The organism is Thermoleptolyngbya oregonensis NK1-22 (assembly GCF_032705245.1).
GTDB classification, from domain to species: domain Bacteria; phylum Cyanobacteriota; class Cyanobacteriia; order Elainellales; family Elainellaceae; genus Thermoleptolyngbya; species Thermoleptolyngbya sichuanensis.
Genome location: NZ_CP053540.1, coordinates 3,196,921 through 3,221,706, shown reverse-complemented (window position 1 = coordinate 3,221,706; position 24,786 = coordinate 3,196,921). Strand labels below are relative to the sequence as shown.

Genomic DNA, 24,786 nt, shown 5'->3' with positions numbered 1-24,786 from the left:
GCGGTGATAGAACGAATCTGCTGGTGTGCGGACTGAATTTAAACTTTCAGGAGTGATCGATTAAATGAAAAAAGTAGAAGCGATTATTCGGCCCTTTAAGCTGGATGAAGTCAAAATTGCCCTGGTCAACGCGGGCATCGTGGGGATGACCGTTTCCGAAGTGCGCGGCTTTGGGCGGCAAAAGGGTCAAACCGAACGCTACCGGGGATCGGAATACACCGTAGAGTTTTTACAAAAGCTGAAAATTGAGATTGTGGTGGAAGACGAGCAGGTAGACATGGTGGTGGAAAAGGTGATTGCCGCTGCCCGCACCGGAGAAATCGGCGATGGCAAGATTTTCATCACCCCGGTAGACAAGATTATCCGCATCCGCACGGGCGAAGCTAACCAGGAAGCGATTTAATCTCGCTGCCTGTTCTGCTGTCCATTTTGCATTTCCTGTCTATCTCTCGTCAGCAAGGCGCTCTAGCTCTGGCAGCAGCGCCGCAAAGGCAAGCCCCCGGTGACTGATGCGATGCTTCAAGTCTGGGGGCATTTCTGCATAGGTCATGCTGTATTCCGGCACATAAAAGATCGGGTCATAGCCGAAGCCGCCTGCGCCTGCGGGGGAGGTGGCAATTTCACCGGAACAGATGCCCTCGGTCTGAAACGCAATGGAACCATCGGGCCGGGCGATCGCCACTGCACAGACAAACTGGGCCCGCCGATCGGTCTGCCCTTCCATTTCCCGCAGCAGCCGCGCAATCCGCTCAGCATCGCTCTTGCCGTATCGCGCTGAATATAGCCCCGGCGCACCGCCCAGCGCGTTGACCTGGAGTCCGCTGTCATCGGCGATCGCCCACTCTCCCGTTGCCGCTGCCACCTGAGAGGCCTTCAGCGCTGCATTCTCCAGAAACGTGCTGCCAGTTTCTTCGATCTCCAGCGACGCAGGCTTCAGCTTCAGTTCCCACGGCGTTTCTGCTAGATAGGCCGACATTTCCTGCACCTTGCCCGGATTGCCCGTCGCCACAATTAAGCAATGCATGGCCATCAACCTCCCGCCATCTGGATTTTTCAGCAACTTGCTCGCATTTACTTTGTTAAGTCTAGGCAAATCTGGTATGGTATGCGGTGGATTCATAAGACTGAACTGCAACCATTGCGGGTCGCAGCCTTTGGCCGGTTGCCCTTGCTGTGAGAACCCGTTCTGGGTGTTTTGTTTCATTTGCACTTTCTATTTAATAAGCGTTGGGTTATGCGGGCAGGTCGCGTTTTTTCTCTCTGCTTGATTAGCTTTTTGATTGGGGGCGTTCTCGGCGGGATCTTAGGGGCACTGGGGGGCGGCGTGACGGGCGGCTTTGTGGGCGTGGCTTCTGGCGCTTGCACGGCAGCCAAAGTCGCAATGGATCAGGGCCTAATTACAGAAGACCAGGCCAACCAAATCATTGGCACTACCGCAGACAGCTTTTTAGCACAGGGTCGGCTAGATCGGCGCGTGACGGAAGCCATGAAGGGCGGTGTGCAGGGCTGTTTGCAGCAGTCCAACCAGGGACAATAAAAACTCGAAAAAATTAAACCTTCAAAAAGATTCAGACCAAAGATTCAGACCATAAAACTCTTTAGCAACTCTTTAGCAAATTACTTCAGAACTATGGAAGGCTGGATTATCGGACTGCTCATTTTTGCCTTGGTGACGGCAGTGAGCCTAGTGATTATTTCTAACTTGCCCCTTGGCATTGATATCGACGGTTTCCCCAAGGCGTTTCTCTCTGGGCTGGTGATTGGCGCACTCAATTCGCTGGTGTTGCCGCTGCTGAGTTCGCTGAGGCTGCTAAACCTGCTGACACTGGGGCTGTTCGGTCTGGTTGCAACCGCGATTGTGTTTGGGCTGGCGGCCTTTTTGGTGCCAGGGTTTCGGCTGCGCTGGGGTTTTTTCAGTGCGCTGCTAGGGGCGATCGCCCTCAGTTTTATCAACAGCTTCCTATTCTGGCTGCTGGGCAAACTCGGCATCTATACCCAGCTAGCAGGCTAGCATTCAGCGGCGACGAGGGCGCGACCTGTCAAGCTAAAGGCGCGAACTTCGGTGATTTTAACAGGAACGACCCGTCCGCGTAGCTCCTCCAAGCTGCCCTCAAAGTAGGTAAGGCGGTTGCCGCGAGTGCGCCCCATGACCTGAGTCGGGTCTTTGGGATTTTGGTCTTCCACCAGCACCTCTTCAACGCGGCCCAGATACCGCTGCGATCGCTCGGCTGCTTTAGCGGCAACGAGATGATTCAACCGCTGGAGGCGATCGCTCTTGACCTCCTCCGAAAGCTGATTGTCCCAGTTGGCTGCGGGCGTGCCCGGACGCGGCGAGTAGGCGGCCGTGTTGAGTTGGTCAAACCCAATGTCGCTCACCAGCTTCAGCGTATTTTCAAACTGCGCCTCCGTCTCACCTGGAAAGCCCACAATTGCGTCAGCGCTAATCGACGCATCGGGCATATAGCGACGAATGGTGTCGATGATGCGGCGATACTTTTCGTGGGTATAGCCGCGAGACATGGCCTTCAGCACGTCGTTGTCTCCCGACTGAAAGGGAATGTGGAAATGCTCGCAGACCTTGGGCAACTCGGCGCAGGCGCGAATCAGCCGCTCCGTGAAATAGCGGGGATGGCTGGTGGCAAACCGGATGCGCTCAATTCCCGGCACATCGTGAATGAAATAGAGCAAGTCGGTGAGCGTGTGCAAGTGGCGGCCGTCCGGCGTGGCTCCAGGCAGGTCACGTCCATAAGCGTCGATATTTTGCCCCAGCAGCGTTATTTCTTTATAGCCCTGCTGCCCCAAGATTTCGATCTCAGCACGAATCGCCTCTGGCGTGCGCGACTGCTCCACCCCCCGCACATTGGGAACCACGCAATAGGTGCAGCGCTCGTTGCAGCCATAAATCACATTGACCCAGGCGGTCACGGTGCTGTCGCGGCGCGGCTGGGTAATGTCTTCCATAATATGGACGGGTTCCGTCGCCACGACCTGACTGCCCTGAAACACTTGCTCCAGCAAGTCTTGCAGACGATTGGCGTGCTGCGGCCCCATCACCAAGTCCAACTCTGGTACGCGCCGCAGCAGGGCTTCTCCTTCTTGCTGAGCCACACAGCCCGCCACAATCAGCGTCAGGTCAGGCTGCTCGTGCTTGCGCTTGGCCTGCCGCCCTAGATAGGAATAGACCTTCTGCTCGGCATTATCACGAATGGTGCAGGTGTTGTAGAGAATCAGATCGGCGGCTTCGGGATCGTCTGACCAAGTAAACCCCATGTCTTGCAGGATGCCAGCCATCCGCTCGGAATCTGCCTTATTCATCTGGCAGCCAAAGGTGGTGATGTGAAAACGGCGAGGGGAGGCGGTCATAGGTGAAGATAAGCTTGCGGGTGGGTCAGGATTGATAAGGCATTAATCATTATAGGTGGGGACTGGATGGGTTGGGCCGTATTGGTTTCGAGGCATTGGTTTCGAGGCATTGGTTTCGAGGCATTGGCTCCGAGGCATTGGTTTCGAGGCATTGGTTTCGAGGCATTGGCTCCGAGGCATTGGTACCGACCTTACAGAGCCATATTGCTCAGTACGACACAGCGCACACCCCTACGCCATTCCAACTCCTTGTAGGACTTACGCAGTTGGACAACTTCTCGCGGGCTGCGCCCGCGAGAAGTTGTCCAAAACCCAGAATGCTTATTGCAAGTGCTTAAGTCCTGTCCTTGATTCAAAATTTACGGAATTTCCGCAAATTAATCGTCGTAACTTCACGTAGAAACCACACAGGTTCCGTGTCCTTGGTTACAATATCTTTATTCTTTGGAGAGATTCGGCAAATTGTTTAACGCTCTTGCATAGGCTACGGGCGCGTAGGTTAGCGCGTAGGTTAGATAGTCAGGCTCACCTTGTGTTCCCTTCAAACTTTCCCTGTTGCCTCGGTTTCCAGTTCTTTAAAGACGAGTTAAAGCTAGCGATTTGGTTCTCGGTTAGAGGTTTGGTTCTTGGTTGAGAGCCTAATTTTCGTTTTATAACGAGCCAGTTTGCCAATTTTTCCTGAAGGCAGTACTCTACGTAGATACTGAATTGAGCTTTCGGTAAATTTACGTAACATCCGCTGAGGTTGCTGAAGTTGTTGCGATCGCGCTTGTAGCCAGCGCTCGTAATCAGCATTTCTCATTCATCAGGTGCATCTATCGCAAGTCGTTGAGCATGAGTCGAGCATAGGCCCAGGTCGCTATGCGACTGGTATCTCAGAGTTTGAAGAGGTTCAGGATTTAGAGCTAACGCGCTGAACGCCAATAGGCTCAACGTCAACAAGCTCAGCACCCATTGCGTAATCTTAGATTTTCGACGCTGTAAGGTCAGAGACACCGATGCCTCTGGCACCAGTGTTTATAAGCTGTTTCTCCCGTAGAAAAAGCATTCTGGTAAATTTCAGTTAAGTCTAGCCATGTTTGCATCTCCCTCTTCCGCTGCATCGTCTGTAGTGGCGCATCGACCATTTGCAATCTGCCAGCAGCGCAGTTTAGACCCGATCAAGTCGTTCATCCTCGCACTGGGCGGGTTGTGTCTGTCGATGGCGATCGCCCCGACGTCCAGTGCCGCTACATTCACTGAAGTCGGGGATGCGGGGCAAACCCTTGGCACGGCCCAGCTTGCCAATACTCGCGTTGCAGGAACTCAGCTCACTGCCATCTTGGGTACTCTGGGCGGCAACGCAGACCTGTTTGGCATTCAAATCAAGAACAGCGCTGGGCAGTTTATGGCCAGCACAGGAAACCTTGGCAAAACCCTGTTTGAAGACACGCAGCTTTTCCTGTTCGACTCAGAAGGTAGAGCCTTATTTGCCAACGACAACACGCCAGACGATGACCCCGGTCGCGCCAATCCGGGCACAAGGCGCTCTACACTCCGCCTACCTCGGAATACGATTCCCGACGGACTCTATTTCCTGGCAATTTCTGGCTATAACTACGACCCGGTGGATTCTGCGGGCAATCTCCTGTTTTCCGATGCTAGGGCCGATCGCAACAAGCTGGTGAGTGCGCTCAATCCCGACAGCAGGCTAGGCGGCTGGGTTGGCAGACCCGGCTATAGCGGCCCCATTTTGGATTATCAAATTGATTTAGTTGGCGCAGAATTTACCTCTCTGGTGTCGCCAGTTCCTCCACCGACTCCAACCCCGACCCCTACGCCCACGCCCACCCCGACACCCACGCCCACGCCCACCCCGACTCCAACCCCAACCCCGACTCCGACTCCGACTCCGACACCTACGCCAACTCCGACACCCACCCCGACTCCAACCCCAACCCCGACTCCGACCCCTACGCCCACGCCCACCCCGACTCCAACCCCAACACCCACGCCCACCCCAACACCCACGCCCACCCCAACTCCAACCCCGACTCCAACGCCCACTCCGACACCAACGCCCACCCCGACTCCAACGCCCACCCCGACACCAGAACCAGTGCCCGAGCCCTCAGCCGCTTTAGGGCTATTGGCGGTTTTAGGCGTTGGGTATCGCCTGCAAAAAGGGCGATCGCGCTAGGAGACATTCCAAACCAATACTGATCAGAGGGATACGGCTGAAAGGTATGCTGGCGGGCGATCGCCCGACTTTTAGGCGGGTTTATCCGAACCAGACGTGCGAACTTGTGTATAACTAATAAGTAGGTGCATCTGAGATATCCCGGATAAGTCAGTACCCATTAGGTACTTGGTCTGTTTCGGGTGACCCGTTAGCTGGTCTTCCCGGTCGTTTTCTTTCCCACGGCGTGGGTCTGGTATTTTGTGGCGTATCTAACCTGTCGGTTGAGTCACTGGTCGAGTTGCTAGCCGAATTTCTGTCAGAAAGATAAGCGTTTGACAAGCCGATCGAGCCATGTTGCTCTAGGCTGAGAGTCGCGACAGGTTTATGCTGCGCCCAGTTGAAAGTCTGCCAGTTCCTAGCTAGTCGGAGTGTCTGTCATCGGGAGTGGCGACTCTGCGCTGCCGCCCGTCTATGCAAGATGAACCCTGCTGAATGAGCCGTTCGACTCCGCTTCTCAATTCGGATAAGCCCCTGGGTGGACGCTATCGTGTGCTGCGGCAACTGGGCACGGGCGGTTTCGGGCGCACCTATTTGGCAGAAGATCTGCACCTTCCAGGACATCCTCGGTGTGCGCTGAAGCACCTCAAACCCCAGATCAACAGCGACGACACGCTATCAATGGCTCGACGCTGTTTTGAGACGGAAGCCCAGGTGTTGTATCGGCTGGGCGATCACGACCAGATTCCCCGGCTACTGGCCCACTTCGAGGAAGATCGTGAGTTTTACCTGGCGCAAGAGTTTATTGAAGGGGAGTCTATCGCCCGCGAATTGGTAGAGGGGCAGGTCTGGTCTGAGGGACGGGCGATCGCCCTGCTGAAGGACGTGCTGCAAGTGCTGTCATTTGTCCACGGGCAGCAGGTAATTCACCGTGACCTTAAACCCTCAAACCTGATTCGGCGGCGGGCCGACCAGCGGATCGTGCTGATCGACTTTGGCGCAGTGAAGCAGGTCAGCGCCCAGGCCGCAGAAGCCGGAAGCACCAACCTCACGATTTCCATTGGCACTCAGGGCTACATGCCCAACGAGCAAATTGCAGGCAAACCCCGCTTTAGCAGCGACATCTACGCAGTTGGGGTGCTGGGCGTGCAGGCGGTGACAGGAGTGCATCCGCGACGGCTGGGGGAAGACACACGGGGAGAACTGGAGTGGCAGCATCTTGCGCCCCAGGCCAGCCCAGCCTTCAAAGAGGTGCTGGATCGCATGGTGCGGTATGACTTTCGCGATCGCTATAGCACAGCCGACGAAGCGCTGGCGGCCTTGGAAACCATCTCAGTCGAAGCGGAAATACCCATGCCGTTAGAGTTTGTGCCCTCAGCAGCACCCGCTCGAATCGCAGACACACCCACAGCGTTGACAGAATCCCTGGTTTATCCCAACAGCGCGGGCAATAGCAGCGCGTCGGGATCGGTCGTGACCCCAATGGAACTGCGGGAGGCGACGCAGGACGATATCGGCACGCAGATTCATCCGCCGTTGTCGCTGGATGAAACCATGATCAAGCCCCAGGCTGATCCGACACGAGTGACTCGCGTTGAGTGGGTGGAGTCATCGGCCGAGGCAGTCGATCACACAAACGTCCTGACCGACGTGATTCCTCGGCGAGACGATTCAGGGGCCATTCCTGCACCTCCCTCTACACCCAGCTCTTCCTGGCAGATGCTCCGGTGGACTCCGCTGGTGCTGCTGTCGGCAGTGGTGGCGATCGCCACGGCTACGTCGCTTTCGTCCTGGCTGGTGGTGCGCTGGTTAGAAAACCGGCCGGCAACCCCCATCAGCAGCCCTAACAGTTCTAACAATAGTCCCGGTAATCCTCCCAGCCCCGGCGAAGTGGTCTCCCTCACGCCGACAGAACAGGCAGCAGCGCTGCTGACCCAGGCCCAGCAAAAAGCGCAGGACAATCGCCCGGACGAGGCGCTGTCGCTCTATAACGAGGCGATCGCCCTAGATCCCAAGCTGGTCGAAGCCTACGTGGGGCTATGTCAGGCGCTCAACACCTTGCAGCGCCCCGAACAGGCAATCGTGTCCTGCAACGATGCCCTGGCCTATCGTCCAAACGACCCCGACGCGCAACTGGGCAAGGGGGACGCGCTGCTGCTGCAAAACCGCACCTATGAAGCACTTCAGGTATACGAGTCTGTTTCCAAACAGCATCCCGAAAACGCGAACGGCTGGGTCAAGCAGGGCGTGGCGCTGCAAAAGCTGGGGCGGTCTTCGGAAGCGCTGGTGGCGCTGGACAAAGGCATTGGACTCTTTCGCAATTCGCCCGAAGCCTGGAGGACGCGGGGTGCTGCGCTGGTGACGCTGCGCCGCTACAGCGATGCGGTCATCGCGCTCGACAAGGCCCTCCAACTCGACCCCAACGACGCTGCTGCAAAGGCACTCCGTCAACAGGCCGCCCAATCTCGGTAACCGTCCTCCCGCTCCGCTCTTCCCTCTTCGTTCTTCGTTCTTCCCTCTTCGTTCTTTCCTCTTCGTTCTTCGTTCTTCGTTCTTCCCTCCTCCCTCTTCGTTCTTTCCATCAACACACCACCCAATCTCAGCAACCGTCCTGCCGACCTCAGCGAGGACGGAGTTTGCCAGCCGGCGCAACCACCCAACCCCGATGGGGGAGTTTGCCGCCCCGAAGCGTGGGCAGATAGATCCCGGCCCAGGCGGCGAAAAGCATGGCGGCCAGCGAATCTATCGCTGATTCTGGAATTCCCCACAGGGCGGCAACACTACCCGCCCGATGCGCCTGCCCACGCCACGTAGCAGGCAGTCCGCTGCTGCCGTTCCTGGCCCCACAAAATGCGCCCACCAGCGCACAGGTCAGCGGTGAGGGGCTGATTTGCGCGGCCCGTCGCAGGGCGATCGCCGCATCGTCCGGCGTAGACAAAAAGCAGTAAAGCGCCAGACAGAGCGGCAAATACTCCGCTGGCGTTTCGGCGAACAGGGTATGACGGGCGATCGCCAATGAGTCTTGCTGAGCCGCGATATGCACCCGCTGGAGCGCAGTCGTCAGATCTGGCGCAATGGGCAGTAAGTCTTGAGCAGCGATCGCCCGTTCGATCAGCACTTGGGGCGACTGGTCGGCATGCATCGCCTGCGACACCAGTTCCCCAACGGCCAGTGCCACCGACTGCGACGACGCAGGCGCATCCAGCCGCTGCAAGTGCGATCGCAATTGTTCGGGATGGTCATGCGTATAGAGCGCCAGGGGCAACGTGGCGATCGCCAGCGCGGTAGGATGACCCAGAATTGCCGACGGCAGCGCCACCGACTGCTGGGGCTGACGAATCAACCCTTCGCCCAGGCTTAGCACAGATTTCCCCAGCCCTGCCGCTAGATCAGGTGACGAGTCATGCGGCGCAGGCGGATCAAAACCCCAGCGCTCGACCTGCCGCCAGTCCGGCTGTTCCTGCGCCTGTGCGTTTGCCCCTAGCACCTGGCCCAGGGCCGCCCCCAGCAGCGCTCCCCGATACTGATTCAGTAGGCGATCGCCCATTCGCGTCTTTCCCCCACCGCTCCCACAACCCTCATCGCATTTGGGCTAGCGGGCAGAACTCTTGGACGATCCCGACAACCCAATGCGATCGCTCAACTGGCGCAGCGTCCGCGACAGTTCCACATCGGTTTCCTTGAGCTGAGCAATTTTCTCACAGCTATAGAGGACGGTCGTATGATCCTTGCCGCCAAACACCTCGCCAATCTTGGGCAGGCTGAGATCGGTGTGCTGACGCATCAGGAACATGCCCACCTGACGCGCAATGCTGATTTCACGGCGACGGGAACTGCCCTTCAGGTCTTCGATGGGCACGTCAAAGGTTTCCGCCACAGCCATCATCACGGCCTCTGGAGAAGCCTCGATCTGTTCATTAGACGGGTTCAGCACGGGCGCGATGGTTTCCACGGTCATCGGCAAGCCCGAAATCGACACGTAGGCCACCGCCCGAATCAGCGCCCCCTCCAGTTCGCGAATGTTGGACGTGTAGCTAGAGGCGATGTACTCGATCACCTCGCGGGGCAAGCGCATATTTTCGTATTCCGCTTTCTTTTGCAAAATGGCCATGCGCGTTTCCAGATCCGGCGGCTGGATATCGGAAATTAGCCCCATCGAGAAGCGAGAGCAAAGTCGCTCTTGCAGGCGGGGAATCTGACTGGGGGGGCGATCGCTCGCCAGCACCACCTGCTTCCCCGCTTCATACAGCGTATTGAACGTGTGGAAAAACTCTTCCTGCGTGTACTCCTTGCCCTCAATAAACTGGATGTCGTCAATCAGCAGCACATCCACCAGACGATATTGCTCCCGAAAGCTCTGCATGTTGTCTTTGCGAATCGCCGTAATCAGGTCGTTGGTGAACTGCTCCGTAGACACATAAAACACCCGCGAGTCGGGGTCGATTTCCTGGCGATAGTGCCCAATCGCCTGCATCAGGTGCGACTTGCCCAGCCCCACCCCGCCACAGAGAAACAGCGGGTTAAACTCGCGCCCCGGCGACTCGGCCACCGCCAGCGAGGCCGCGTGGGCCATGCGATTGTTTGCCCCCACCACAAATCGAGAAAAGACATAGCGCGGGTTGAGGTCTGAGGGCTTGGGGCGTTGCTTAGGCGTGGTCGATGGCTCGGTCAGCGCCTCCGTAGGCATGGGCCACAGCATGTCTCCCGGATCGGCCATGCCTTCTCCGTCTTCTCCGTGGCGCACGGTGATCTGAATCTCGACCGGATGCCCCAGCAGTTCTTCAACAACCTCGTGAATGATTTTTAAGTAATGCTTTTGCAGCCAGTTGCGGGCAAAGGGGTTGGGCGTGCAGATGACGAGGGTGTTTTCGTCCAGTTGCTCTGCGGTGGCGGACTTGATCCAGGTTTCAAACGTGGGGCGACTCAGCTTCAGCTGGAGCTGCTCCAATACTTCTGTCCAAAAGGTTTCTAGCACGACTTCCACGTTTGCTCTTCTCCCAGGTGAATTGCCCAAAATGCAGCGACCCCACCCTGACGGTTGCAGACTGACACATTGCAGTCTGAGATGTTGCAGGTCTAGACGATTCCAGACTAAACAACACCCAGCGCTCCCTCAGCAGTTCGGACTTGGCAGATGGCGGCTAGCGAGGTATGAGGTCTCTGGATCTCCTCTGGATCTCCATAGGATCTCTCAGGCTCTCTCTAGAGCGACAGCCCCAGGCAGGGCGACAGCCCCCAGAACAGCCCCCAGAACAGCCCCAGAGACAGCAGCACTGGCCGCAGGCAGTTTGCCCAAAGCCAGCTCCTCTTTTCTACCAGCTTAACTAGACTACTAGATGTGCCGTGAGATTGTTATATAAATTCCATATATAGGGATTGGTGAATAAACGCAAAAAACTGTATGCCTTCATCAAGAACTGTAGCCTGTGTTTTCTTGACACGCCGCTTCTAGAAAAATCTTGTAACGCTGCCGATCGACCTGTGAGGTCGTGCCCTATGGTGCGCGGCCCGTCCTTGACCTGAAATCCCTGGCTAGCAGGACTTCGCTTGACACGTTTGAAAATTAATTAAATTAGTAACTACTCAGGATGCCCTCACCCCAACCCCTCTACCAGAGCGGGAGAAGGGCTAAGACCAGGGTTTCGTCCCCCTTCTCCCCATTTGGGAGAAGGGGCTAGGGGATGAGGGCGAACGGTAGCCTGAGTAGTTACTTAAATTATTGAAAACCCATTGACCCAATGCCCATCTATCTGTTTTGGGGGGATGACGAATACGCCATGCAGCAGGCCGTGAAAGATCTGCGCGATCGCACGCTTAATCCCAACTGGGCCAGCTTTAACTACGACAAGATTCCCCCAGAGCAGCCCGACGGCGTGATCCAGGCGCTCAACCAGGCCATGACTCCCCCCTTCGGCATGGGGCAACGGCTGGTCTGGCTAGCGGAAACGACCCTCTGCCAGCGCTGCTCAGAGGACCTGCTGGCAGAGCTATCGCGGACGCTGCCAAACATCCCCGACAGCACCGTGCTATTGCTGACCAGCAGCAGCAAGCCCGACGGCCGCGCCAAATCCACCAAGCTGCTGCAAAAACATGCCGAGATTCGCGAATTTGCGGCGATCGCCCCCTGGCAGACCGACCAGATCGTGCAGCGCGTGCGCCAGGTGGCCCAGTCCACAGGCGTAAAGCTCACCCCTGGCGCGGCCCAACTGCTGGCCGAGGCGATTGGCAACGATACTCGCCGACTGCACAACGAGCTAGAAAAGCTGCACCTCTTTGCAGGCAGCAACAAGCCCATCGACGAAGGGGCGATCGCCCTATTGGTCAGCGCCTCTGCCCAAAACAGCCTGAAGCTGGCCGAGGCGATTCGCCTGGGCGATACGGGTCGCGCCATTGCTTTGGTTGCCGACCTGTTTGCCCGCAATGAACCTGCGCTGCGAATCGTGGCGACGCTGGTGGGGCAGTTTCGCACCTGGCTGTGGGTCAAGCTCATGACCGAATCGGGTGAACGAGACAACGCGGCGATCGCCCGTGCCGCCGACATCGCCAACCCCAAGCGCATTTACTTTTTGCAGCAAGACGTGCGGGCGATCGCCCTCTATCGATTGCAGCAAAGCCTGCCGCTGCTGCTCCAGCTCGAAGCCGGGCTAAAACACGGCGCAGACGAGCGCGTGCTGATGCAAAGTAAAGTCATTGAACTCTGTCAGGTGTTTAGCGGCACCGGCCAGCGCAGCTAGGGCCTCGTCGGGCAACTGGCCAAAAACCTACTCGCATCAAAAAATATGGAGCATCCTTCTAAAACTTGGGCGAACTTGGGCGATCGCAGGAACAACCCTCGCATAAAATAATTCAGAATAAGCGGATGGCTAAAACAGGTTACGCCTAACATTAACCATTCTTCCTTGTGTTTACAGGCTTGTTCAAAACTCCTATGACTCACTTTTTGATTCCTTCTCGACCAAAGCGCCGCCTCACCATACCGCTGCTGGCGGGTGCGCTGTCTCTGGCGGGGCTGCTGCTGGGTTGGGTTCCCGATGTTCAGGTCTCGACAGGTTCCGTCAAACTGAGCGACGCAGCCCTGGCGCAAGCAGCCGTTTCTACTGGCGAAATTCGCAGCTATGCGGCCTCTGTGCTGGAAATCGAACCCTATCGACAGCAGGCAGTGCAGGCCATTCAAAGCGCAGGCGCACCCCTGCCCTCGCTGATGTGTACCCAATCCAACGACCTCCGCAGCTTGCCCCGCAATATCCGCCAAATTGTGGCAGACTTTTGCACCCAGTCTGTTACGGTGGTGCAAGGCAATGGCATGACCATTGGACGGTTCAACGAGATTACGGCAATGCAGCAGAGCAATCCCAACCTCGCCGCCCAGATTCGTCAGGCCATCGTTGAGATTCGTCGTCAGCGCTAAACCTCGTCATCAAAAGGGACGTTAGAGCCAATGCCACGCTTCCAGCCCTACACCTTGCAAATGCAGATTAGCCGTATGTTCCAGGACGGACAGGGCTTTTTTGCCACCACCAAAGTGCAAGACTGGCTGCGAGAGCGCAACGAAAACCCGGATGATTACGAAATCTCCTTCCGCCAGTATCCGGCCCCCCCGGAGTCTGGCCTGGTGATGATGACGGATGTAGAACTGCGCCGCAAAGACGGCCAGCCTGTGGACGAGTGGCTGCAACAGGAAGTGAATCGACACGGCTGAGCGAACGCTCCAAAGCCAGGGCAGCAGCGCCAAGGACTGTCAAACCTGGAGCCTGCGCCAACGTGTCGTTAAATGGTCGTAACGGTCATTAACGTGATGATCGCTATCGTCATTATCGTCATTAAACAATTGTGAAATAGTTGTGAACTAGTTGTGGGGCAAACGCCCCAGCCCCCACGACAGCCCCCACGACAGCCCGACGGCCGCCCGATCGCCCCCTTCTCTGGTTTGCGCCATGCGTCTTGTGTTTTTTGGTACGCCGCAGTTTGCAGTGCCCTCGCTAGAGCGACTGCTCGGTCAGCCCGGCGTTGAGGTGGTGGCAGTGGTGACTCAGCCCGACAAGCGACGGGGGCGCGGCAGTGAGCTAGTTCCGTCTCCCGTCAAGGCGATCGCCCTCCAGCACGACCTGCCCATCTGGCAGCCAGCCCGCATCAAAAAAGATGCCGAAACCCTGGAAAACCTGCGCCGCACCCAGGCCGATGCGTTCATCGTCGTCGCCTACGGACAGATCCTGTCCCCCGAAATTCTTGACATGCCCCGCCTCGGCTGCATCAACGCCCACGGGTCACTGTTACCCAAATATCGCGGGGCTGCGCCAATCCAGTGGAGCCTGTATCATGGCGAAACCGAAACGGGGATCACCACCATGCTGATGGATGCAGGCATGGACACTGGGCCTATGCTGCTGAAGGCCACCACGCCCATCGGCTGGTTTGACCATGCCCACGATCTCGCCACGGTGCTGGCAAATCAGGCAGCCGACCTGCTCATCGACACGCTGCTGGGGCTAGACCAGGGTAAGGTTCAGCCCATCCCGCAGGACGACGCGCAGGCCACCTACGCACCGCTGATCCAAAAGCAAGACTATTGGCTGGACTGGAACCGGGGGGCGATCGCCCTCCACAACCAAGTGCGCGGTTTCTACCCAAACTGCCTCACCCACTTCCGCGGGCAGCCGCTCAAGGTACTCTCCACGGTTCCTCTCACCACAGCCCCAGACTTGCCCATCCCCGACTCGGTTCAGTCCCTCCGGGTAGACTGGCAGCCCCGCCTCGCCTCCCCCGAAGCCCCTGGCACAATCGTCGGGCTGCTCAAACATCACGGCGTTTTGGTGAATACGTCGGACGGGCTGCTGCTGCTGCTGACTGTGCAGCCGTCTGGGAAACGCCCCCAAAGCGGCTGGGACTGGGCCAATGGAACCAGACTGGCGATCGGCGATTCCTTCACCTCCTCACCCACCTGATCCCCAGCGCTGACCCCGACGATCCGACTATCTATCCGACCACGCAGACTCTTCAAACAGGACCACCTGCGAAATCGCTGAACACTCTGCGCTGAAGGCTTTGCAAAGTCTTTGAATTGTCTATCCAAGAATTGCCTATCCAAGAATTGGCTATCTAAAATCGCCAATCCAAAATCCAAAATCAAAATCCCGATCCCGCTGTCCTAGCTCAGCCTTGCCGTACATTCCAGGATCATCTTTTGATTTTCCAGCGCGTAGGGCTGAATCTCCAGCGCTTGCCGGAAGGCGTGAATAGCCGCCATGTATTGTTTCAGCGCCATGTGGCAGAGTCCTTGCCCATGCATTGCGCCAAAGTGAATCGGGTTTAGCGCCAGCACTTGCTCACAATCGGCCAGAGACTTTTGATACTGTCCACAGATGTAGTGCAGTACGGCCCGACGGTTCCAGGCTTCGGCAAAATCGGGCAGGTCAGCAATTACGTCCGTCAAGACTTGCTCTGCATGGCCATATTCGCCTGCATCGATGAGCGTCTGGCTGCGCTCCAGCAGTTCTAACCCTCTTGCACCCTTTTGCGTAAACCAGAGCCGCCAAAGCTCGTGCGTAGCAGCATCGCGAATTGATTCATCAGGATCTTTCAAATTCTCCAATAAAGATTGAATCAAGGTGTTGTCCATGACTAAACAGGGATTAAAGGTCAGGATTGGGATCAACATCCGCAGCCGAGGCAGTTTGCAGACGGCCAGGCAGTCAATCTTTAGCATTAGTGCAGCAGGACTGCATCAAGGGAAATTGCATCAAGGAAACTGAATTAAGATCGGCCTTGCCGAGAGCAACGAGGATTCTTCGGAACAGATTGCCAGTCTGGTCTGTGAGTCAGGCTTCGTATCTCAAGCCCCTAGATTAGGCCTCTGTATCCGTTATCCTGCATTTTTAAACTTTTGTCTGCCTTAAAATACGCTAGATGCACCTGCGGATGCTTGAAAAGCATTGACCTGCAAGGGATGCAGGACTCAGATTAACTTTGACTAAACAGTTCTTTACAAATGGGCTGTACTTGACTTTTCGGCTTGCAGTGTAGCCTTTCGTGAGGGCGATCGCCCTGACCAAACAGGTAGAAGACCGAGAATATCGCCCCACTCTAGAGATAGAACCCTCGCAAAACGCTTCTAAAAACTAGAGTTTTCAGAAAATACACCACAGGACGGAACTGCCTAAACCATTGCTGAAAACAGCTATTGCCAAAAAACAGCAAAATCGTTGCAACAGAGCAGGGCTAGTGGGGAAATTCCTTAAAATTTCTCATTCTTCAGTGTGACAAATGTCTGCTCAGCTTGACGTATATCTCTGGTTAGAAATTTCGTCCTAGCTGTACTAGCTGTACCTTCAGCGTCTACCTCGACCGCAGCACTTGTCGCTGAAACTCTTGCAGGTTTTGCATCAGGGGCGTTCCAGCAGCGACGGTCTGCATCCAGCGCCCGACATTGTTAATCGGACGGCCGATGGTGCGCTGAAGCACCTGCACTACCAGCCAGCCCAGCGCCCCGCACCAGAATGCCTGCCAGGTGTCGATGCCCAGCACGGTGGTCATACCCGTCAAAAACGCTAGAAACGTCCAGATTGACAGCAGGATGTAGATGGGCACGCCGAAATAGGGCAGCGCCACCCAGAGGCTGAGCAGTTGCGGCGCGTAGGCGAGGCTGAGCGTTAGCCCGACCTGTCGCCAACTGGCATCTGAAGTAAACAAAAGATGCTGTACGACCAGCGTACTGGCTCCCCAAAACAGCCAGCCAAAGGCAAACAGCAGCGTGCTGATCAGCAGGCTAATGACAAATCGCAAGGGGCTGACTCGGTTGATAAACAGGATGATGCTCTGGGCTAGGGACTGCGAGAAGGCAGCCAACAGGATGACGCAGAGGGCGATCGCTTCGCCATCGGGTGAGGCTTGTAGGCGTAGGAAGCTTTGGGGATCAAGGGCGATCGCCCCTCTAACCAGGTCTAGAAATTGCGAAAACCAGGATGGCATCATGCGATCTACCGATCTCGATCTACCGAATCTATAGAAACCCAAACTTTGAAGAAGTCTAAAGCTTCAGAGACATACTCTCAGGTTTTGGCAATTCCTAAGCAATTCCTAAATTTCTACAAAGCCTTGTTGTAACAATACTTTGGCGTGATGAGGAATACATGCTCCGCTCATTTCACATTGCATAATACTTTCAAAAACGTAGCCCGCTGTTACGAAATTGGTATACGAGTTTAGCAACAGGATAGGCAATGCGGGCTATCGGGATAATCCAGAGATTCTGACGCATTTGAGCGGTTGGTTTGGCTGTCGGTTCTTTGAGTCGGTTTGCTGTTCAGGCACGAGCATCATCAGGTCTTTAGGCAGCGCCTCTAGGATTTTATGAGTACTATTTCAACTATTTCAACAGACTTAACGGAAGCAGCGTCGAAGTCCGATATGAAGGCCGATATAAAGGGCGATCGCCCTGATACGCTTCCCCGCGTGGTCATCGTCGGGGGTGGGTTTGCTGGCATCGAGGCAGCACGGGCCCTAGCTCGCTCTCCGGTGCAGGTAACGGTGATTGACCGCACCAATCATCACCTGTTTCAGCCGCTGCTGTATCAGGTGGCGGCAGCGACGCTTTCGCCCAGCGATATCGCGTCCCCGATTCGTCAAATTTTGCGGTCGCAAAAAAACGCAACCGTGGCTATGGCCGAGGTGACGGGCGTTGATCCCGAACGGCAGTTGGTCTTCATGGGCGATCGCACGTTGCCCTACGATTATCTGGTTTTGGCGACGGGCACACAGCAGACATATTTTGGCAAAGACGAATGGGCGGCGATCGCGCCAGGGCTAAAAACTGTACTGGATGCTGTACAAATCCGCGATCGCGTCCTGCGCTCCTTTGAGCAAGCCGAACTTCAAGGCGACGCGCAGCAGTGTTCTGATATTCTGACGTTTGTGCTGGTGGGCGCAGGCCCCACGGGGGTAGAACTGGCGGGCACCATTGCCGAAATGGCCCGGCTGACCCTCAAATCAGAATTCCGCCGCATTGATCCCGCCTGCATCCGCGTCATCCTGGTACAAGCCGGTCCACGCATTTTGCCTGCCTTCTCAGAACACCTCTCCGCCGAAGCGCAAAAAGCACTAGAAGACCTGGGCGTAGAAGTGCGGCTGAATTGCCGAGTTGAAGATATCGACGAGGGCGGCGTAACAGTGGCTGGAGAACGGATTCCCTGCCGCAATGTCTTTTGGACAGCCGGGGTGCAGGCATCACCCGCAGGCAAGTGGCTCAACGCCGAGACGGATCGGGCCGGACGAGTTACAGTAAAGCCAGACCTCTCGGTGCCGCAGTATCCCAACGTGTTTGTGGTCGGAGACACCGCCCAGATGGAATCCGACGGCAAGCCCGTTCCGGGCCTGGCCCAGGCAGCCATGCAAAGCGGTCGCTATGCAGGACAGGTGATCGATGCCCGCGTTTGCGGCAAACCCGCACTGCCTCCCTTCCGCTACGTGGATCTGGGCAGCATGGCTACCATCGGGCGCAAGTTTGCCGTAATGCAGGTTGGCAACATTCAGTGGAGCGGGCTTCCGGCAAAGCTGGCCTGGCTTGTGGTTCACGTTGCCGTGCTAAATCAGCTTGAAAATCAGCTTTCGGTGCTGCTGCAATGGACCTGGACCTACTTGACCCGTGAGCGGGGTTCTCGCATTATCACAGTACCCGTGGGATCGTCGCTCACTTCTCAAGCCTTGCCCCAGCCCATTTCAGATGCATCCGGGATTGCCTGAATCCTGAAACTGCAAGCTGTGGCAACCGACTGGTTGAAACCGCAAGTTGAAACCACAGGTTGAAACTACAAGTGGGTTTACGATCTCCTTGCAATTTTCTTGACTGTTCTTTCATTTACTGTTTTTCCAACGGTCTGCCCCCGATCCTGGTTTACATGTCCGGAGAACGCAATGGATTTGATATTTGCGATGCTTAAAATACCTCCACTGCTGACACTCAGCTGGTTTCCGCCAGTCATGCAGTTCAGCTTGCCTCCACTGAATGACCACAACCTGCCCTATCCCGACACCATGCATCCCATCGTGGTTCACTTTGTGATTGCGATGGCGCTGTTTGCAGTATTGTGCGATGCGATCGCCTTTTTCACCAAAAACACCCGCCTCTATGAAGTGAGCTGGTGGAACCTGTTTTTTGCCACGCTCTCAATCTTTATCGCCATCATCTTTGGACAGATCGAGGCAGGGCTGGCAGAACCCTACGATGCCGTAGTGCCCGTGCTAAATGCCCACACAGTTCTGGGCTGGTCGCTGTCGGCAATTCTGGCAGGCATGACGGCGTGGCGTTTCATCCTGCGATCGCGCGATCCGGGAAAGCTGCCAATGCCCTACCTGGGCGCAGGGTTGGTACTGGCGGCGCTGGTGTTTGTGCAAGTCTACCTGGGCGATAAGCTGGTATGGGTCTACGGCCTGCATACCGTGCCTGTAGTTGAGGCAATTCGCGAGGGAGTGCTGTAAATGAGTCCAGAACTCCTCGAGCAGATCGGGTCACAGCTTGGCCCCAACGGATTACCCTACAGCATTCCAATCCACCCCAACCTGGTTCACATCACCCTGGGTCTATTCATCATCGGCATCGCCTTCGACTTCGCTGGAGCCTTCTTCCCGCTAGAAAAGTCCATCCTCAAGATGCTGTCGCTGACAGCAGTGCGCTCCAACTTTTTTGACGTGGGTTGGTACAATGTGCTGGCCTCAGCGATTGTCACCTTCTTCACTGTGGCAGCCGGCTTCTATGAAATCATGCTGGCAACACCCGATCCCAGCGTGAAAAGTGCCTGGGGACTGGAAGCGATGCCTACTATGCTACTGCACGGGGTGGGCGGCGTGTTTTTGCTGACAATCATCGTCGGTATGGCAGTGTGGCGCGGATTCCAGCGCTTCGCTTGGCGCAAGGACATGGGCCGCCAAGTGCAGTGGAGCTACCTACTCGCAGGCGTTGCAGTGCTGGGCATCATGTTTGTCCACGGCACGCTAGGCGCACAGCTAGCCGCCGAGTTCGGGGTTCACATCACCGCCAGCGAACTGCTGCGAACAGGACAAGACCCCAACCTATTGCTGAAGTAGCAGCTAAAGTTACGCTGCTGAAGTTAAGCTGCTGAGACAAGCGCGAAGGAGACACGATGAACCTGAAAACCATTGCCGGAATCGGAGTGTATGTCGCGATTCTGGTAGCAGCCAGCATTTGGGTTGGGCAGCAGGCCTATGGCTGGTTGCCGCCCCAAGCCTCGGCCGAATCCATGCTGATCGACGACCTATTTAGCCTGTTCTCTGCCATTGGCGCATTTATTCTGCTGGGCATCACAGGGCTGGTGCTTTATACCGTCTTCACCCAGAGCGTCAGCCGCTTCGACACCAGCGACGGCCCCCACATGGAGGGCAACGTCAAATTGGAAATCTTCTGGACGGCAGTGCCGCTGCTGCTGGTGTTTTTTCTAGCAGCCTACAGCTACCAGACCTATCAGCAGATGGCCGTGCGCGGGCCGATGGATCTGGTTCACCTGCACCACATGCCAGGCACCACGCCCACAGCCTACGCCGCAGACCTGGAACCCGAACCCTTAGAGGAGGTAGAGGTCTACGCCAAGCAATGGGCCTGGTCATTCCGCTATCCCAATGCGGGCGTGGTCAGCGCCGACCTGCATCTGCCCGTCAACAAGCGCGTGCGCCTGCGGATGACCGCAGATGAAGTGATTCATGGCTTCTACGTGCCTGCCTTTCGGCTGAAGCAAGACATCATGCCCAAACGCACGACGGAGTTTGAGTTTACGCCTGTGCGCGAAGGCACCTATCGGCTCAACGATTCCCAGTTCAGCGGCACCTATTTCGCCATCATGACGGCCAATGTAGTAGTGGAGTCGCCCGATTCCTATCGCCAGTGGCTCGCCAGCGCCGCTGCTCAGCCTGCCGTCCCCGCCGAAAACCCCGCCTACTCGGAATACACCAACAAACGACTGAAGCGATTTGGCGGCTGGAAGACGATCGCCCCCGCACCGCCGCCACTGGTCAATGCACTGGCAGAAGGCTAGCTGAAAGAGTCGGGGAGACAAGAGAGCGATATAGCCCCGCAAGGCCAGTCCCCAGACCCGTCTCCAGACTTTTATCCTTCCAAGATCCAAAAACCAGAATCCAAAACCTAAAATCTAAAATCCTCCACTCGCCCCCACTGTTACCCCAGGCAGATTCATGACAAACGTCCCCGTTGAAGGAATTGCAATTCCCAAGATTGCCCATCCCGAACCGCAAAACAACTGGCGGAAATATTTCAGCTTCAGCACCGACCATAAGGTTATCGGCATTCAATACCTGGTCACGTCCTTCGTCTTTTTTCTCATCGGCGGCTTGCTATCGATGGTGATTCGAGCCGAACTGATTACGCCCCAGGCAGATCTGATCGATCGCACGCTGTATAACAGCATGTTCACCATGCACGGCACGATCATGATCTTTTTGTGGATCTTTCCGTCGCTGGTGGGGCTGGCAAACTATCTTGTGCCGCTGATGATCGGGGCGCGAGATATGGCCTTTCCCCGGCTGAACGCAGCCGCCTTTTGGATGGTACCTGTCTTCGGCATCCTGCTGATGACCAGCTATTTTCTGCCCGCAGGCACGGCACAGGCCGGCTGGTGGTCCTATCCCCCCGTCAGCACTCAAAACCCGACCGATAGCATCATCACGGGTGAATTTGTCTGGATTCTCGCCGTGGCGATTTCTGGCGTGTCTTCCATCATGGGCGCGGTTAATTTTGTGACAACGATTGTGCGGATGCGGGCACCAGGAATGACCTTCTTTCGGATGCCTGCCTATGTGTGGACGGTGTTCAGCGCCCAGATCATTCAGCTTGCTGCATTGCCTGCGCTGACAGCGGGTGCAATCATGTTGCTGTTCGACGCAGCAGCGGGTACGGCCTTTTTCAATCCCGATAAAGGCGGCAACCCAGTGCTGTTCCAACACTTCTTCTGGTTCTATTCGCACCCAGCAGTTTACGTCATGGTGTTGCCTATCTTCGGCGTGTTCTCAGAAATATTTCCGGTCTATTCGCGCAAGCCGCTGTTTGGCTACAAGGTGGTGGCCGTGTCGTCGCTGCTGATCACGACGGTCAGCGTGCTGGTTTGGGTTCACCATATGTACGCCAGCAACACACCAGGCTGGATGCGGATGCTGTTTATGGCAACAACCATGCTAGTGGCAGTGCCAACCGGGATTAAGGTGTTTGCCTGGGTCGCCACGATCTGGAAGGGTAAGCTGCGGCTGGACACCCCCATGCTCTTTTGCTTGGGAGCGCTCATCATGTTTGTGTTCGCAGGAATTACAGGCGTAATGCTGGCTTCTGTACCGATTGACATTCATGTGAACAATACCTACTTTGTGGTAGGTCACTTTCACTACATCGTGTACGGCACGATTACGATGGGCATGTTTGCTGCCATCTATCACTGGTTCCCCAAGATGACCGGACGTATGTATTACGAGGGACTGGGTAAACTGCATTTTGCCCTGGCATTTATTGGGGTAAATCTGAACTTTTTCCCGATGCATCCGCTGGGCCTTCAGGGTATGGTGCGGCGTGTCTCCTCCTATGAGCCAGAGTATGCTTTTTGGAATGTGGTCGCTAGTATCGGGGCGTTCCTGCTGGGGATGTCTACGATTCCGTTCATTTTGAATATGGTGGGTGCTTGGGTGCAGGGCAAGCCTGCGCCAGACAACCCCTGGCGGGCGATCGGGCTGGAATGGCTGGTGTCGTCGCCGCCCCCGGTTGAGAACTTTGAGGAACTGCCCATTGTTGTGTCTGGGCCCTACGGCTATGGCAAGTCTGATCCGCTCGTGGAAAACGCCGCTGCTCTTAAAGAGGGCTAGGCTGGGCTGCGTGGACTAGCCTACTTGCTGACTCACCCTGGCTCATTCGCCGATTGTTCATTCTCTAACCCCTTACCCGCCTATGGATAGCTCTATCTCAACCGAAAAATTGGACGGGGCGATCGCCCCTCACACCGCCCACGCCCACGAAGAAGACCATGCAGGCAACAGCATGTTTGGCTTCATCATCTTCCTGCTTTCGGAAAGCGTAATTTTCCTCAGCTTTTTTGCGGGCTACATCCTGGTGAAAACAACTACCCCCAACTGGCTGCCCGAAGGCGTTTCGGGGCTAGAGGTCTCAAAGCCTGCCATCAATACCGTTGTGCTGGTGGCCAGCAGCTTTGTCGCCTACTTCGCCGAGCGAGCGCTGAAAAAAGAGAATCTGCTGGTGTTTCGGCTGCTGTGGCTGCTGACGATGGCGATGGGTGCATACTTCCTGGTAGGGCAGGCGATCGAGTGGAGCGAACTGGAGTTTGGCTTTTCCGATGGCGTGTTTGGCGGGCTGTTTTACCTGCTGACGGGCTTCCACGGGCTGCACGTTCTCACGGGCATCTTACTGATGGGGATTATGCTGTTCAAGTCCTTTGTGCCTAATAACTATGCTGGAGGGCACACGGGCGTAGACGCAACCTCGCTGTTCTGGCATTTTGTGGATGTGATCTGGATTATCTTATTCATTCTGATCTACATCTGGCAGTAATGTTTAGGTAATGTTTCGGTGATGTTTTTGTTTTAGAGACGGGCGCGAATAGAGCAGGTAGGGATTTAGGTGGGGATTAAAGTACGCATCGCGAATCAATTGAGCAGTCCATTCCGCTATCAACGGGGCGACGAGGAGTAAGGCATGATTATCGACGACGTGCATTATGACGTAATTATTGTGGGAACAGGGGCGGGCGGCGGCACGCTGGCCCGAAAACTCGCACCCACAGGTAAGAAAATTCTGATTCTGGAACGCGGCGAAGTGATGCCGCTGGAGGAACAGAACCGCAGCAACGTCGATATTTTCAAAAAGGAACTCTATCACGCGCCGGAGCAGTGGTTTGACATTGCGGGGGAACCCTTTGCGCCCCAGACAAAATATGCCGTCGGCGGCAACACCAAAATCTACGGCGCTGCTTTACTGCGAATGCGAGAGCGTGACTTTGAAATGGTGACGCATCACGAGGGCGTATCGCCAGAATGGTGCGTGAAATACGCTGACTTTGAACCGTACTACACCGAAGCCGAGAACCTCTATCAGGTGCATGGAACCGTGGGAGCCGATCCCACCGAGCCGCCTCACAGCGCCGACTATCCCTATCCCGCCGTAGGGCACGATCCGCAGATGGAGGAAGTGATTGGGGCGATCGCCGCTCAGTCCCTCCATCCTGCCTCGCTGCCAATGGCGCTGACCCGCCAGACCGACGACCCCACCAACGACTCCGAAGTCAGCGGCATCAATCCCGCCCTTCAGCATCCCAACGTCACCCTGAAAACGAGCGCAACGGTCACCTCGCTGCATACCAATCCCTCTGGCAAAGAAGTAAAAGCGGTTGAAGCTGAAATCGGCGGGCAGCCCTACCTATTTTTGGGCGACATTATCGTGCTGGCCTGCGGTGCGATTAATACAGCGGCAGTGCTGCTGCGGTCATGCAGCGAAGCCTGTTCGCAAGGGCTGGCCAATAGCTCCGGGCTGGTGGGGCGCAACCTAATGAAGCATCGGCTATCGTCGGTGGTGCAACTTTCCAAGCCCAACAGCGGCAAGTTTCAGCGCAGCGTCTACGTCAACGATTTTTACTGGGGCGAAGAAGGATTTGACTACCCAATGGGGCACATTTACAACACGGGCGGCCTGCTGCAAGACATTATCTTCGCAGAGTCGCCACCTGTGCTGTCGGTGCTGGCCAAGATGATGCCGGGGTTTGGGCTACAACAGATGGCGACCCGCTCGATTGGCTGGTGGGTGCAGAGCGAAGACCTGCCCAGCGCCGACAACCGCGTGCGCGTAGACAGCAAAAAGCTTTACGTCGAGTATACGCCGAACAACACCGAACCCCATGAGCGTCTCGTTTATCGCTGGACAGAGGTGTTGAAAACGGCGGAAAAAGGCATGGACAAATCGCTACTCCAGATGAGCGGCCGCCATCCCAGCGGGGAAATGCCGCTGTCAGTGGTGGCTAACGCCTGCGGCACCTGTCGCTTTGGGGAAGATCCGGCGACTTCGGTTCTCAATCCCGACTGTCGCGCCCACGATGTCGATAATCTCTACATTGTAGACAGCAGCTTCTTCCCGTCGATTTCCGCCACTAGTCCGGCGCTGACGATTATGGCCAACGCGCTGCGGGTGGGCGATCACTTGATCGAGCGCCTAAAGTAAGCGCCTGCGCCTAAAATAATCGCCTAAAATAATCGAGCGA

The 24,786-nt window shown here is 56.2% G+C and carries 22 protein-coding genes; 16 read left to right on the top strand and 6 right to left on the bottom strand.

From position 1 onward, the window contains the following. Window positions 1-64: 64 nt before the first annotated feature. Window positions 65-403, top strand: a complete 339-nt coding sequence (locus tag HNI00_RS13685) for a P-II family nitrogen regulator (RefSeq protein ID WP_068515513.1) — start codon at window positions 65-67, stop codon at window positions 401-403. Window positions 404-442: 39 nt separating this feature from the next. Here the strand turns inward: HNI00_RS13685 and rdgB are convergent, their stop codons facing one another. Beyond that, a complete protein-coding gene (gene rdgB, locus HNI00_RS13680) occupies window positions 443-1,024 on the bottom strand; it encodes an RdgB/HAM1 family non-canonical purine NTP pyrophosphatase (RefSeq protein ID WP_316787033.1) in 582 nt (193 codons plus the stop codon). 210 nt (window positions 1,025-1,234) lie between these two features. Between rdgB and HNI00_RS13675 the strand changes: the two genes are divergently transcribed. Together HNI00_RS13675 and HNI00_RS13670 are read left to right on the top strand one after the other, a co-directional pair. Beyond that, window positions 1,235-1,537 carry a hypothetical protein gene (locus HNI00_RS13675; protein ID WP_068515514.1) on the top strand — a complete coding sequence of 101 codons (303 nt, stop codon included), beginning with the start codon at window positions 1,235-1,237 and terminating at the stop codon, window positions 1,535-1,537. 93 nt (window positions 1,538-1,630) lie between these two features. After that, entirely contained in the window at window positions 1,631-2,011 is a 381-nt protein-coding gene (locus tag HNI00_RS13670) for a phage holin family protein (RefSeq protein WP_316787030.1), read from the top strand. Here the strand turns inward: HNI00_RS13670 and miaB are convergent. Beyond that, a complete protein-coding gene (miaB, locus tag HNI00_RS13665; protein WP_316787028.1) occupies window positions 2,008-3,363 on the bottom strand; it encodes a tRNA (N6-isopentenyl adenosine(37)-C2)-methylthiotransferase MiaB in 1,356 nt (451 codons plus the stop codon). The genes HNI00_RS13670 and miaB overlap by 4 nt on opposite strands. A 1,075-nt stretch (window positions 3,364-4,438) precedes the next feature. Here miaB and HNI00_RS13660 point away from each other — a divergent pair. Both HNI00_RS13660 and HNI00_RS13655 read left to right on the top strand, forming a co-directional pair. Then, window positions 4,439-5,542 carry a hypothetical protein gene (locus tag HNI00_RS13660; protein WP_316787026.1) on the top strand — a complete coding sequence of 368 codons (1,104 nt, stop codon included), beginning with the start codon at window positions 4,439-4,441 and terminating at the stop codon, window positions 5,540-5,542. Window positions 5,543-6,016: 474 nt separating this feature from the next. Next, on the top strand, window positions 6,017-7,993 hold the full coding sequence (locus tag HNI00_RS13655) for a protein kinase domain-containing protein (protein ID WP_316787024.1): 1,977 nt from the start codon (window positions 6,017-6,019) through the stop codon (window positions 7,991-7,993). 148 nt (window positions 7,994-8,141) lie between these two features. Here HNI00_RS13655 and HNI00_RS13650 read toward each other — a convergent pair whose 3' ends face one another. Together HNI00_RS13650 and dnaA are read right to left on the bottom strand one after the other, a co-directional pair. Beyond that, the gene (locus tag HNI00_RS13650) at window positions 8,142-9,068 is read right to left on the bottom strand and encodes an ADP-ribosylglycohydrolase family protein (protein ID WP_316787022.1); all 927 of its coding nucleotides are present in this window, start codon (window positions 9,066-9,068) and stop codon (window positions 8,142-8,144) included. Between the two features lie 45 nt (window positions 9,069-9,113). Continuing rightward, entirely contained in the window at window positions 9,114-10,505 is a 1,392-nt protein-coding gene (gene dnaA / locus HNI00_RS13645; RefSeq protein ID WP_316787020.1) for a chromosomal replication initiator protein DnaA, read from the bottom strand. 754 nt (window positions 10,506-11,259) lie between these two features. On the opposite strand from dnaA, the gene holA reads away from it, so the two are divergent. From holA to fmt, 4 genes are all read left to right on the top strand, one after another. Next, a complete protein-coding gene (holA, locus tag HNI00_RS13640; RefSeq protein ID WP_316787018.1) occupies window positions 11,260-12,255 on the top strand; it encodes a DNA polymerase III subunit delta in 996 nt (331 codons plus the stop codon). A 194-nt stretch (window positions 12,256-12,449) separates the two neighbouring features. After that, window positions 12,450-12,929 (top strand): DUF4168 domain-containing protein, encoded by a 480-nt coding sequence (locus tag HNI00_RS13635; protein ID WP_316787016.1) that lies wholly within the window; start codon window positions 12,450-12,452, stop codon window positions 12,927-12,929. A gap of 30 nt (window positions 12,930-12,959) precedes the next feature. Then, a complete protein-coding gene (locus HNI00_RS13630) occupies window positions 12,960-13,220 on the top strand; it encodes a hypothetical protein (protein WP_068515540.1) in 261 nt (86 codons plus the stop codon). Between the two features lie 235 nt (window positions 13,221-13,455). After that, window positions 13,456-14,463: a methionyl-tRNA formyltransferase gene (gene fmt, locus HNI00_RS13625; RefSeq protein ID WP_316787013.1), complete on the top strand. Its 1,008-nt coding sequence runs from the start codon at window positions 13,456-13,458 to the stop codon at window positions 14,461-14,463. Between the two features lie 203 nt (window positions 14,464-14,666). Here fmt and HNI00_RS13620 read toward each other — a convergent pair whose 3' ends face one another. Next, complete coding sequence (locus HNI00_RS13620; protein ID WP_172357138.1) at window positions 14,667-15,137, bottom strand: tetratricopeptide repeat protein; 471 nt, start codon at window positions 15,135-15,137, stop codon at window positions 14,667-14,669. A gap of 716 nt (window positions 15,138-15,853) precedes the next feature. Then, window positions 15,854-16,489 (bottom strand): hypothetical protein, encoded by a 636-nt coding sequence (locus tag HNI00_RS13615; RefSeq protein WP_316787009.1) that lies wholly within the window; start codon window positions 16,487-16,489, stop codon window positions 15,854-15,856. A 435-nt stretch (window positions 16,490-16,924) separates the two neighbouring features. Between HNI00_RS13615 and HNI00_RS13610 the strand changes: the two genes are divergently transcribed. The 7 genes from HNI00_RS13610 to HNI00_RS13580 all read left to right on the top strand — a co-directional run bounded on the left by HNI00_RS13610 (window position 16,925) and on the right by HNI00_RS13580 (window position 24,746). Then, window positions 16,925-18,256 (top strand): NAD(P)/FAD-dependent oxidoreductase, encoded by a 1,332-nt coding sequence (locus tag HNI00_RS13610; protein WP_316787007.1) that lies wholly within the window; start codon window positions 16,925-16,927, stop codon window positions 18,254-18,256. Between the two features lie 237 nt (window positions 18,257-18,493). After that, on the top strand, window positions 18,494-18,991 hold the full coding sequence (locus HNI00_RS13605; RefSeq protein ID WP_316787005.1) for a DUF2231 domain-containing protein: 498 nt from the start codon (window positions 18,494-18,496) through the stop codon (window positions 18,989-18,991). After that, on the top strand, window positions 18,992-19,597 hold the full coding sequence (locus HNI00_RS13600; protein ID WP_316787002.1) for a DUF2231 domain-containing protein: 606 nt from the start codon (window positions 18,992-18,994) through the stop codon (window positions 19,595-19,597). A gap of 56 nt (window positions 19,598-19,653) precedes the next feature. Then, a complete protein-coding gene (locus tag HNI00_RS13595) occupies window positions 19,654-20,559 on the top strand; it encodes a cytochrome c oxidase subunit II (RefSeq protein ID WP_316787000.1) in 906 nt (301 codons plus the stop codon). Between the two features lie 157 nt (window positions 20,560-20,716). Next, window positions 20,717-22,387 carry a cytochrome c oxidase subunit I gene (ctaD, locus tag HNI00_RS13590; RefSeq protein WP_316786998.1) on the top strand — a complete coding sequence of 557 codons (1,671 nt, stop codon included), beginning with the start codon at window positions 20,717-20,719 and terminating at the stop codon, window positions 22,385-22,387. 82 nt (window positions 22,388-22,469) lie between these two features. Continuing rightward, entirely contained in the window at window positions 22,470-23,087 is a 618-nt protein-coding gene (locus tag HNI00_RS13585; RefSeq protein ID WP_297078471.1) for a cytochrome c oxidase subunit 3, read from the top strand. A gap of 144 nt (window positions 23,088-23,231) precedes the next feature. Further along, on the top strand, window positions 23,232-24,746 hold the full coding sequence (locus HNI00_RS13580; protein WP_316786996.1) for a GMC oxidoreductase: 1,515 nt from the start codon (window positions 23,232-23,234) through the stop codon (window positions 24,744-24,746). Window positions 24,747-24,786: the final 40 nt, after the last annotated feature.